The organism is Streptomyces sp. NPDC058092 (genome assembly GCF_042884935.1).
Lineage (GTDB): Bacteria > Actinomycetota > Actinomycetes > Streptomycetales > Streptomycetaceae > Streptomyces.
In genome coordinates, this window is the sequence record NZ_JBHVSY010000007.1 from 284,741 (window position 1) to 295,718 (window position 10,978).

General features: G+C 71.3%; 13 protein-coding genes and 1 pseudogene. 11 read left to right on the plus strand and 3 right to left on the minus strand.

The genetic code is table 11. The features are described 5' to 3' along the window. Nucleotides 1-11: 11 nt before the first annotated feature. Nucleotides 12-836 (minus strand): hypothetical protein, encoded by an 825-nt coding sequence (locus ACFVV1_RS14785; protein ID WP_389989511.1) that lies wholly within the window; start codon nucleotides 834-836, stop codon nucleotides 12-14. A 155-nt stretch (nucleotides 837-991) separates the two neighbouring features. On the opposite strand from ACFVV1_RS14785, the gene ACFVV1_RS14790 reads away from it, so the two are divergent. From ACFVV1_RS14790 to ACFVV1_RS14800, 3 genes are all read left to right on the plus strand, one after another. Next, nucleotides 992-2,092, plus strand: coding sequence for a hypothetical protein (locus ACFVV1_RS14790; RefSeq protein WP_389989513.1), 1,101 nt, complete (start codon nucleotides 992-994; stop codon nucleotides 2,090-2,092). Between the two features lie 9 nt (nucleotides 2,093-2,101). Further along, nucleotides 2,102-2,320, plus strand: coding sequence for a DUF2510 domain-containing protein (locus ACFVV1_RS14795; protein ID WP_389989515.1), 219 nt, complete (start codon nucleotides 2,102-2,104; stop codon nucleotides 2,318-2,320). 66 nt (nucleotides 2,321-2,386) lie between these two features. After that, complete coding sequence (locus ACFVV1_RS14800) at nucleotides 2,387-2,515, plus strand: hypothetical protein (protein ID WP_389989517.1); 129 nt, start codon at nucleotides 2,387-2,389, stop codon at nucleotides 2,513-2,515. A 22-nt stretch (nucleotides 2,516-2,537) separates the two neighbouring features. On the opposite strand, the gene ACFVV1_RS14805 is transcribed toward ACFVV1_RS14800, so the two are convergent. Continuing rightward, entirely contained in the window at nucleotides 2,538-3,740 is a 1,203-nt protein-coding gene (locus tag ACFVV1_RS14805; RefSeq protein ID WP_389989519.1) for an amino acid deaminase/aldolase, read from the minus strand. 424 nt (nucleotides 3,741-4,164) lie between these two features. Between ACFVV1_RS14805 and ACFVV1_RS14810 the strand changes: the two genes are divergently transcribed. From ACFVV1_RS14810 to ACFVV1_RS14820, 3 genes are all read left to right on the plus strand, one after another. Continuing rightward, nucleotides 4,165-5,073, plus strand: coding sequence for a hypothetical protein (locus tag ACFVV1_RS14810; protein WP_389989622.1), 909 nt, complete (start codon nucleotides 4,165-4,167; stop codon nucleotides 5,071-5,073). Then, a complete protein-coding gene (gene mycP / locus ACFVV1_RS14815; protein ID WP_389989521.1) occupies nucleotides 5,070-6,260 on the plus strand; it encodes a type VII secretion-associated serine protease mycosin in 1,191 nt (396 codons plus the stop codon). The genes ACFVV1_RS14810 and mycP overlap by 4 nt, the downstream gene beginning before the upstream one ends. Before the next feature lie 230 nt (nucleotides 6,261-6,490). Further along, nucleotides 6,491-7,219: an SseB family protein gene (locus ACFVV1_RS14820; RefSeq protein WP_389989522.1), complete on the plus strand. Its 729-nt coding sequence runs from the start codon at nucleotides 6,491-6,493 to the stop codon at nucleotides 7,217-7,219. 159 nt (nucleotides 7,220-7,378) lie between these two features. On the opposite strand, the gene ACFVV1_RS14825 is transcribed toward ACFVV1_RS14820, so the two are convergent. Beyond that, a complete protein-coding gene (locus tag ACFVV1_RS14825) occupies nucleotides 7,379-7,741 on the minus strand; it encodes a DUF1844 domain-containing protein (RefSeq protein ID WP_093896122.1) in 363 nt (120 codons plus the stop codon). A 344-nt stretch (nucleotides 7,742-8,085) separates the two neighbouring features. Between ACFVV1_RS14825 and infC the strand changes: the two genes are divergently transcribed. The 5 genes and pseudogenes from infC to ACFVV1_RS14850 form a co-directional block, all read left to right on the plus strand. Then, nucleotides 8,086-8,799 (plus strand): translation initiation factor IF-3, encoded by a 714-nt coding sequence (infC, locus tag ACFVV1_RS14830; protein ID WP_389989524.1) that lies wholly within the window; start codon nucleotides 8,086-8,088, stop codon nucleotides 8,797-8,799. Nucleotides 8,800-8,918: 119 nt separating this feature from the next. Then, nucleotides 8,919-9,113, plus strand: coding sequence for a 50S ribosomal protein L35 (gene rpmI / locus ACFVV1_RS14835; RefSeq protein ID WP_003970213.1), 195 nt, complete (start codon nucleotides 8,919-8,921; stop codon nucleotides 9,111-9,113). A gap of 107 nt (nucleotides 9,114-9,220) precedes the next feature. Further along, entirely contained in the window at nucleotides 9,221-9,604 is a 384-nt protein-coding gene (rplT, locus tag ACFVV1_RS14840) for a 50S ribosomal protein L20 (RefSeq protein WP_003970214.1), read from the plus strand. A 125-nt stretch (nucleotides 9,605-9,729) separates the two neighbouring features. Beyond that, a complete protein-coding gene (locus ACFVV1_RS14845) occupies nucleotides 9,730-10,563 on the plus strand; it encodes a TrmH family RNA methyltransferase (protein ID WP_389989526.1) in 834 nt (277 codons plus the stop codon). Between the two features lie 199 nt (nucleotides 10,564-10,762). Further along, a pseudogene (locus ACFVV1_RS14850) lies at nucleotides 10,763-10,978 on the plus strand (hypothetical protein); the annotation flags it as partial.

Consider the following 10,978-nt stretch of genomic DNA (forward strand, 5'->3'; position numbering starts at 1 on the left):
CGCCGCCCCGGTCACGAGTGTCCGACGGCGTACTGAGTGAAATCGTCCACCATGAGGACCCAGCCCTCCTCCTGGAAGATCCGGGTTCCCTTCTCCCGCAACTCCGGCTGCGTGGAGGCGCGCTCCACCCAGGTGAGGGGATCGGGCCCGAGGATCGCGCGGAGCGGGGCGGAGGCCGCCAAGAGGTCTTCGAGCAGTGCCGCCTGCTCCGCCTGTGCGGGCCGGGGTGTTCCGCCCGGTCCTGCCAGTACACCCATGGCGCTGGTGTACAGGTGTACTTCCTTCAGCATCTCCCCGTGCGGCAGCCGCATGGGGAAAGCGTCTCCGGGCAGCAGGACCCGCTCGTAGAACGGGATCTCCGTCTCGTCGACCGCTTTGAGCTGGTCGTCGTCCAGCCAGGTCGTGACCAGGGTCAGTTCGGAACGCTTGTCGGCGTAGGGCGCGGTCGCCACGTATCCGGCGGGGTAGATATGGGCGCACATGCCGATCGCGAGCCCGTAGGCCCGGACCGGAACCATCGGGACGGTGCCTTGCAGCCCGCGGCTCACCAGCTTGTTGTTCAGCTGCGCCGGTGATGCGTTGGAGCCGACGGACACCGCGGCGTGACGCTCCCGGAGCGGAGCCGCGCCCCGAACCGCCAGATGGGCGTCGAGCGGGACCGGTCCCTGCTCTGTGAGGACTTCCCAGGTTTCGACGGGGCCATGGCCGACCGTCAGCTCCAGCAGGGATCCGTCATCGAGAAGAGAGGGTGCCGTGATCGGTCGTCCAGGGTACGAGAGTGGCTCCTTCGCCGGCACGGTCGCCAGGCCGAGGGTTTCGAGTGAACGATTCAGCACCTAGTTTCTCCTCACCGACGACACACTCCGTTGCTGAGCTTGCCATAGCTGACGGTAGGACGGTGCGGTCGTTTACGCCACCTGGGTCAGCACGCGCGACGGCACGGCTAAAATCGAGCCTTCCAGATCAAATGGCTTGTGGGGGAGGCATTTTGATGATGCTGACGCGCGCGTTGATCAGTGGCAGGGGCCACCCGCGCTTCCGGACATCACTGCGCTGGTGGGTCGCCGAGCGTACGGCACTGGGACTCGTCGGCCTCGTGATCGGCGGGCTCGTCCTGCTGTCCGCTCTGATCGCCGTGGGGCTGACGCTCACGCTCGATTCCCCACGCGGCCACGCCGAAAGACTGAGTGATGCGGGACAGCTACTGGATCTGACGATGCAGTCGCTGCGCGCCTGCGTCGGAACGGACAGCATCACTCCGCAGGACGACAACTCGGCGCACGAGTTTCTCTCCACCGTCGCATCCGTGGTCGGTGCCGTCGTGCCCGCGACGATGGTGGGCGTCGTCTTCATCAAGATGTTCTCCGTACGGCCCTTCGTCTGGCGGAAGAAGCTGAGTGTCTGCTACGCGCATCAGGCCGACGCCCGTGAGTTCGCCGAGGCGCACCGGGGCCGCGAGGAACGCATCATCGCCGTGCGGTTCTACAACCGGATGGAGAACCTCTCCATCATCGATCTGACAGCCCGCGCCTACCTCTGGTACCTGCGCAAGTCGCCGCACGACGGAACTCCGGTCTTCTACAAACAGCAGCTGCGGGTACTCGACCAGCAGGGCAATCCGGCAGATGAGCGCACCTGGTTCGTCATGGACCGTGGTTCTCCCTTCACCGTGTGGGTTCCCGTGGAAGCGGCCGTACCGGCTCTGCCGATCACCGAGATCCAGGGCACACGCCTCGACGGCGCCGAGTCCGTGAAGATCCTGGTCCGACTGACGGCCAAGGCCGGAGGGCTGGGCACGGAGGTCTTCGGCGAGCGCTGGTTCGACCTGGACGGCGAGGACTTCGAACTGGGCCGGTTCGCACCGCTCAAGCCCCAGGTGGACGCGGACATACGCCAGTGGGAGGGGTGGCGGACCTTCGACCACCTGCTCGCGACCGAGGAGCACCGCCGGCCGTTGCCGGAGCCCGTCAAACAGGCCGGGCCTTCCTGGCGAGGCTTGGGCAGACGTCGGCCCAAGCCTTCCTGGACGACGGCCCCCGGGTCCGCCGGATACCACTCCGCCCGCACTGGGCCCAGGGGAACCGGACTCTAGAGTGGCGGGATGAGCAACGCGACTCCGCCCGGCCGGTATCCGGACGCCGCGATACCGGGCACCGAACGGTGGTGGGACGGCACGGCATGGACCGCGCACACCCGCCCGACCGCCGCAGTACCCCCACGGTTCGGTCCCCCCGAGCCGGTCGCGGACGTACCGGGGAACGGCGGCGGCAGCGGGGCAACCGGCGGTGGCACCCGGATCGTCGCGCTCGCCGTGGCGTGACTGGTCGTCGTCGGCGCGGCCGTCACCGTCTTTCCCTCGACGGTCGGCAGCGAATCACCGGTCATCGTGCGCTACGCCTTCGACGTGGGGCCCGACGGTCCGCCGCTCGCCCTCATGGACACCATCACCGAGGGAATCCGGCCGATCGACGACAGCGGGACGAGCGGCGGCGTGGGCAGTTCCGTGGCTCCCTGAGGCCGACCGCGGCTCCCTGAGCTCAGAGGAACGTACGGCCCTCGCCCCGGTACGTCGGTACGGTCGCCGTCACCCGGTCGCCCTCGATCAGCTGCAACTCGTCGAAGCGCTCGCACAGTTCACCGGCCTTCGCGTGCCGGAACCACACCTTGTCGCCGATCAGGAGATCGTCGGCCGGGGCGCCGAGCAGCGGGGTCTGCACCTCGCCCGGCCCCTCCTGCGGGTCGTAGCGCAGCCCCTCCGGCAGATACGGGACGGGCAGCCGGTCCGCCCCCGCGGGCCCGGACGCCGGATAGCCGCCACCGAGGACCGTCACCACACCCACGCCCGGCCGGCGCACCACCGGCTGGGCGAACAGCGCCGCCGGACGCGCCGTGAACGACGTGTAGTTGTCGAACAGCCGCGGTACGTAGAGCCCCGACCCGGCCGCGATCTCGGTCACCGCGCGCTCCGCCGCCGTGTGCTGTACACTGCCGGTGCCGCCGCCGTTCACGAACTCCAGGTCCGGCGCCACCGCCCGTACCGCCCGCACCACCTCGGCCCGCCGGGCCACCAGCTCCTTGCGGCCCGCGGCCTGCATCAGCCGGATCGCCCGGGAACGCAGCGGCCGCCCGGCGACCGCGTCCCCGACTCCGGCGATGTGACCCTCGTACGCCATCAGCCCCACCAGCCGGAAGCCGGGCCTGCGAGCCACCGAGCGTGCCAGTTCGGCCAGTTGGGCGGGGGAGCGCAGCGGTGAACGCAGGGCGCCGATCCGGACCCGGCCGCCGAGCAGCCGCAACGAGGTGTCCAGCTCCAGACAGACCCGGATCTCCTCGCGGCCACCGGCCCGCGCCGCGTCGATCAGCTCCAGCTGCGCATGATCGTCCACCATCACCGTCACGGCCGCGGCCAGTTTCGGATCGGCGGCCAGCTCCGCGAAGGCGGCCCGGTCGGCCGACGGGTAGGCCAGCAGTACGTCGTCGAAACCGGCCCGCGCCAGCCACAGCGACTCGGCCAGCGTGAACGACATGATCCCGGCGAACCCGGGCCGCGCGAGCACCCGTTCCAGCAGCGCCCGGCAGCGCACCGACTTGCTCGCCACCCGGATCGGCTTCCCGGCGGCCCGGCGCACCAGATCGTCGGCATTGGCATCGAACGCGTCCAGATCGACGACGGCGATCGGGGCGTCCAAATGGGCGGTGGCCCGGTTGTAACGGGTCCGGTCAGCGGCGCGGGCAGTCATGGCCGCAGCCTGCCAGACGTCCGTACTGCTGGGTAGGGGGATGATCCGTGCAGATCGCCCGTGGGCAGGGCGTCCCGCTCCCACAGGGGCCGTTCCACCCCGTAGAGTGACGGGCACGCGGCAACCAACGGGCCTGCCTGTGACGTCGATCCGCGCACGGTACGGAAGAGGACCAGGGGGGCGGATGAGTACCGAGGCGCAGCGCGCTCCTGTCCCGCCCCGACCCACGACCCCGCCACCATCGGCGCAGGGGCCGGTCGCACCTTCCGCAGGCGCATCTGTTCCGCCACACCCGACGACACCGCCACCGTCCGCGGCAGCGGTGCCTCCTCCCGCCCTTGCCGTGTCCGTGCCCACGCCGGACACCACCCCGCCCCGCCCCGAGCAGCCGCCCGCCGCCACCCGGCGACGGCCCGTCGGCGCCGTGGACCTCACCCCGCGTCCGGGAGCGGCCCCGCCACCGTCCGGCCGGCCGCACATCCCGCACCCGTACCAGCAGTCGCACCCGTACCCGTACCGCCATCCGGTCCCCGAGACGCCCGCCGAGACCACCACCCGGCTGCGCCCCGTCCGGAGCCGCCGCCCCGTCCGGACCGCGACCGCCGCGGCCTGTGTCGTCCTCGGGCTCGGGCTGATCGGCGGGGCGGCCACCGGCGCCTGGCTCACCAGCGATTCCTCCGCCGACCCGGCCGCCCACAGCGCCTACAGCGTGGGCCGCTCCGCCTGGCACAGCGTCCCCGTGGACACCCTCTTTCCGCGCACCCTGGCCGGCGACGGGGCGGGGCCCGGCGGCGCCGACCGGGTCTGGACCCGGGTCGCCGTCGCCCCGGACAGCGGCTGCCGGGCGGGCCTGGATCCGCTGCTGGCCCGGACACTCGGCCCGGCCGGCTGCGCGCGCATGCTCCGTGCCACGTACACCGACGCCACCAGCAGCAGCGTCACCACGGTCGGGGTGATCTTCACCGAGGGCGACACCGAGGCCATGAGAGCGCTGAGCACCCGTTTCGCCGACCAGCACCTCGGCCTGCGTACCGATCTGATGCCGCGCACGTATCCCGTCGAGGGCACGGTCGCCGCGGGGTTCGGCGACCGGCAGCGCGCCAGCTGGACCGTCCACGTACTGACCGAGGTCCCCGTCGTCGTGTTCGCCGTCTCCGGTTTCGCCGACGGCCGTACGGTCACCGATCCGCAACCCGTCGACAAGGCCGTGGCCGCGAACGCCACCACGGCCGTCGCCCAGGCCGGACTCGGCCACGAGGCCAAGGGAATCGCCGACCGGATCGAGCGCGGCCTGCGCCGGACCATCACCGACCTCACGGAGAAGCCGGAATGATCCGCCGCACCCGCACCCGCCGCCGCGCCCTGGGTGCGGTCTGCGCCGCCACCGCGTTCGCGCTCCTGCCCGCGGCACCGGCCAGGGCCGACGCCATCCGGGACCAGCAGTGGGGCCTCGAGGCGCTCCACACCGATCAGGCCTGGCGGACCACCAAGGGCAGGGGAATCACCGTCGCGGTCGTCGACACCGGGGTCGACGGCAGCCTCCCCGACCTGGCGGGCCAGGTGCTGCCCGGCAAGGACATGATCGGCTTCGGCGCCGGCCGCGGCGACCGGTCCTGGGCGCGGCACGGTACCGCGATGGCGGGGATCATCGCAGGTCACGGCCATGGTGCCGGAGGTGGCGACGGAGTCCTGGGCATCGCGCCCGAGGCGAAGATCCTCCCGGTCCGGGTGATCCTCGAAGCCTCCGACCCGGCCCGCGCCAAGGCCCGGGAGTCCCGTGGCACGGCCCTCGCCGACGGCATCCGCTGGGCCGCCGACCACGGCGCCGACGTCATCAACCTGTCGCTCGGCGACGACAGCAAGTCGGCACACCCCGAACCGGGCGAGGACGCCGCCATCCAGTACGCGCTGAAGAAGGGCGCCGTCGTCGTCGCCTCGTCGGGCAACGGAGGCGAGAAGGGCGACCACATCTCGTACCCCGCCGGCTATCCCGGCGTGATCGCGGTCGCCGCCGTCGACCGGTACGGCACCCATGCCGCGTTCTCCACCCGCGGCTGGTACGCCACCGTCAGCGCCCCAGGAGTCGATGTCGTCGTCGCCGCCCCCGACCGCCAGTACTACGTGGAGTGGGGCACCTCCGCCGCCTCCGCGTTCGTCTCGGGCGCGGTCGCCCTGGTCCGCGCCGCACATCCGGGACTGACGCCCGCCCGGATCAGGCAACTGCTCACGGACACCGCCCGCAGCGCCCCGGAGTCCGGCCGGGACGACGCCCATGGGTACGGCATCGTCGACCCGGCCGCGGCGATCGAGGCCGGGGCCACGCTCCGTCCAGCCGGTCTGCGCGCGGAATCGGCCGAGGCCGGATACCGGAAGCGGTACTTCGGTCCCGGTCCCGGCGCCGAGCACCACGACAGCGGCCCCGCAGGCTGGCTCGCCCCGGTCGCGGGTGGCCTCGGAGCGGTCCTGCTGGCACTGGCCGTGGTGCTGTGGCGTGGCAGGCGGGCCACCGTACGGCGCTGACCGCGCCCACCGTTCCACGCGTGGCGTCGAGCACGCCTACCGTTCCACGCGTGGCGTCGAGCACGCCTACCGTTCCACGCGTGGCGTCGAGCACGCCTACCGTTCCACGCGTGGCGTCGAGCACGCCCGCCGCCGCCGGGACACCCCACTGCCGGCCTCGACCTGCCCCGTCAGCCCGCTCGGCCCGACCGGTTGCCGGAGTGAGAAACCCCAGGCACTAGGCTCGCCCCGTGGCGATGAAGAACATTCCGGATCCCGGTTACTCCGACGACGACGGCACGGCCGCCCCGGCCCTGACCGCGGCACTCGCCGCCTGGGCCGAGGACCGGAAGGCCATCGGCCCGGTACTCGAAGCCCTCAAGGGCGCCCGGCTCCTGGTCCCGGTCGTCGCCGTGCTCGGGGAGGTGGAGGAGGACGAGAAGGGCCTGCGTCGGGAGAAGACCAGCGACATGGCCGTCCCGACCCTCCAAGCCGGGGACCGCCGCGCCCTGCCCGCGTTCACCTCGACCGCCTCGCTGGCGCTCTGGGATCCGCAGGCCCGCCCCGTCGCCGTACCCCTGCACCAGGCGCTGCAGGCCGCCGCGCACGAGAAGGCGGACACGGTGGTCCTCGATCTCGCCGGCCCGGTCGCGTTCGAACTGACCGGGTCCGCGCTGCTGGCCCTCGCCGAAGGCCGCACCAGCGCCGACCCGCTGGACGACCCCGCGGTCACCGCCGCGGTACGGGACGCGGTCGCCGCCGAGCCCGCAGTGCTCCGCGCCCACCTCGGCCCCGGCCGGGCCGACGGCACCCTCGCCCTCGTCCTCGCACCCGGCGCGGACCCCGCCGACGCGGCCCGCCGGGTCGCGGAACGGCTGGCGGCCGATGACGTCCTGCGCGCCCGCCTGGTGCGGGGCCTGGACCTGGCGCTGCTCCCGGCCGATGCGGCCGCGCCCGGTCGGCCGCTGTTCACACGCTGATCCCCCGCCGGTCCCACGGGTGCGACCGCGCATCATGCGGCCCGGGGGACAGGTCCGGCATTGCCCGACTCCGATGCTTTACGACTGTGAGCCCCGCCCGGGACGGGCGGGGCTCACAGTCGTAAGAAGTCAGGAGGCGGAACCAGGGGCCGGGCGGGGTCAGCCGAAGACGGGGCCGGTGTACTTCTCGCCGGGGCCCTGGCCGGGCTCGTCCGGTACGAGCGACGCCTCGCGGAACGCAAGCTGCAGCGACTTCAGGCCGTCACGCAGCGGAGCCGCGTGGAAGGAGCTGATCTCGGTGGTGCTGGCGTCCAGCAGGCCGGCCAGCGCATGGACCAGCTTGCGGGCCTCGTCGAGGTCCTTGTGCTCGTCGCCGTCCTCGGTCAGCCCGAGCTTCACGGCGGCGGCGCTCATCAGATTGACCGCGACCGTCACGATCACCTCGACCGCGGGCACCTCCGCGATGTCGCGGGCCATGTCGTCGAAGCCGGGGGAATCGGTGGTGGGGGTCGCGTCACTCATGCGCCATACGATAGGCCCACTCCGGTGCCGCCCCGTCTGCGGGAGTGGTGGGCGGCAGCCGGTTCGCGCCCGCTCGGGGGAGCTGCTAACCTTGTGTAACGACCGGCTGTGCAGCTATGTGCTCAGCCCACAAGTGGAGGCTCCGATCTCCCACCTGGCTGTCCGTTCGGACAGCGGGTCACCGGTCAGGTGGCGCCCATCGTTCCGTACGGACGATGGAGCCGCCCGATGCGCCCCGCGGTTGACCGCGGCGGTGTTCCGGTTGTTCCAGGAGCCCCGCCTGTGTCCCGTCCGGGGCATTTTTCTTGCACTGGTGCGGTTGGTCTGACGAAAACAGACGTTACGTGGCTGTCCGCCAGACGGCCGCGTGGTGCTACCGAGGAGGATCCATCAGCGCCGAGCCCCGCATCAACGACCGGATTCGCGTTCCCGAGGTGCGACTTGTCGGTCCCAGCGGCGAGCAGGTCGGGATTGTTCCGCTTGCCAAGGCCCTGGAACTCGCACAGGAGTACGACCTCGACCTGGTCGAGGTGGCGGCGACCGCCCGTCCGCCCGTGTGCAAGCTCATGGACTACGGGAAGTTCAAGTACGAGTCGGCCATGAAGGCCCGTGAGGCGCGCAAGAACCAGGCGCACACGGTCATCAAGGAGATGAAGCTCCGGCCGAAGATCGACCCGCACGACTATGACACCAAGAAGGGTCACGTCGTCCGGTTCCTCAAGCAGGGCGACAAGGTCAAGATCACGATCATGTTCCGTGGTCGTGAGCAGTCCCGCCCTGAGCTGGGCTTCCGTCTGCTCCAGCGTCTCGCTTCGGACGTCGAGGAACTCGGCTTCATCGAGTCGAACCCGAAGCAGGACGGCCGGAACATGATCATGGTTCTGGGCCCGCACAAGAAGAAGACCGAAGCCATGGCCGAGGCCCGTGAGGCCCAGGCCGCCCGCAAGGCGGAGCGTCAGGGTTACACCCACGACGCCGAGGCTCCTGCGGAAGAGGCTGCCGAGGCTCCGGCCGAAGCGCAGCCCGAGGCTCCGGCCGAGACACCTTCCGAGGCGTGACCTCAGGGTCGCCATCCAGGCGGCCCCGGGTCCTCTCGGAATCCCCACCTAGATCTGACGCCCCTGCTGTCCGGTGCCTGCACCGCGAGGGGCGCCACTTACGAGGAGAGAACGGCGCGATGCCGAAGAACAAGACGCACAGCGGTGCCAGCAAGCGTTTCAAGATCACCGGCTCCGGCAAGGTGCTCCGTGAGAGGGCCGGCAAGCGCCACCTGCTCGAGCACAAGTCGTCCAAGAAGACCCGCTCGCTGACCGGCACGGTCGTCGTGGCTCCGGCCGACGCCAAGAAGATCAAGAAGCTTCTCGGCAAGTGAGGTTCGGCCCCCGGTGAATCCGGGGGCGCGACCTCGATCACACCGGGACCAATTCGTTTCCGGGCCGTGTGAGTCCAACCACGGCCCCGCTACAAGGAGTTAAACAAGTGGCACGCGTCAAGCGGGCAGTCAACGCCCACAAGAAGCGCCGGGCAATCCTCGAGGCCGCCAGCGGTTACCGCGGTCAGCGCTCGCGCCTGTACCGCAAGGCCAAGGAGCAGGTCACCCACTCCCTGGTCTACAACTACAACGACCGCAAGAAGCGCAAGGGCGACTTCCGTCAGCTGTGGATCCAGCGCATCAACGCCGCTGCCCGCCAGAACGGCATGACGTACAACCGCCTCATCCAGGGTCTGAAGGCCGCCAACATCGAGGTGGACCGCAAGATCCTGGCCGAGCTCGCGGTCAACGACGCCAACGCGTTCGCCGCCCTCGTCGAGGTCGCCCAGAAGGCCCTCCCGAGCGACGTCAACGCCCCGAAGGCCGCCTGACCCAGGTCGCACTTCTTGGCTTCTGAGCCGGACCCGCAGGCGCTCGTCGTCTGCGGGTCCGGTGCGTTGCACGACATGTTCCGTACGTCCGTCACCTCCGTACGCAGAGAGGCTCGCCGCCGACCATGGGCACCCCCGAACTGATCTCCCCGCGATCGCCACGCGTCGCCGCCGCCCGGCGGCTGGCCAAGCGCAACTTCCGCGGCAAGGAGCGCAGGTTCATCGCCGAGGGGCCGCAGGCCGTGCGCGAGGCCGCCGAACACCGCGGCAGCGACGGCGAACCGACGCTGATCGAGCTGTTCGCCACCGTCGAGGCGGCCGAGCGGTACGCCGACATCGTCGACGCCGCCCACACGGCGGGCGCGCGGGTGCACCTCGCGGACGGCGATGTGCTCGCCGATGTGTCGCAGACCGTCACCCCGCAGGGCCTGATCGGCGTCTGCCGCTTCCTGGACTCGCCGTTCGACGCGATCCTCGCCGCGAAGCCGAAACTGGTCGCCGTGCTCGCCCACGTACGCGACCCGGGCAACGCCGGTACGGTGCTGCGCTGCGCCGACGCCGCGGGTGCCGACGCCGTCGTGCTCACCGATGCCTCGGTGGACCTCTACAACCCCAAGTCCGTCCGGGCCTCCGTCGGCTCGCTCTTCCATCTCCCGGTCGCCGTCGGCGTCCCGGTCGAGCAGGCCGTGCAGGGGCTGAGGGACGCGGGCGTACGGATTCTCGCCGCCGACGGAGCGGGCGACGACGACCTCGACGACGAGCTCGACGCGGGCACCATGGGCGGGCCGACCGCCTGGGTCTTCGGCAACGAGGCCTGGGGCCTGCCGGAGGAGACCCGGGCGCTGGCCGACGCCGTCGTGCGGGTGCCGATCCACGGCAAGGCGGAGAGCCTCAATCTGGCGACGGCGGCGGCCGTGTGCCTGTACGCCTCCGCACGGGCCCAGCGCCCGCGCCGCTGATCCGCGGCCGCGGTCCCGGCCCGCAGGGCCACCGCGACCAGCGCCGCCTGACCGACGCCATGCCCGTACCGCACCGACGGCGCACCGCGGGAGTGCGCCCCCGCAGGGTGTCGCTCCGTCGCCGACGACTAGTAGGGTGACGAACTCGGGGGCCCACTGCACCGGTTCGAGAGGTGGGGTACGGGATATGGCTGTCGGCATGAGCAGGCCGCGCGGGACACATACGGCCGCCGTGCGCGCCTGCGACGGCCTCGGCCCGGCGGACGAACCGGCCGACGGCCAGGACATCGACAGCCGGGACATCGACGGCCGGAACATTGACGGCCGGAACATTGACGGCCGGAACATTGACGGCCGGAACATTGACGGCCGGAACATTGACGGCCGGAACATTGACGGCCGGAACATTGACGGC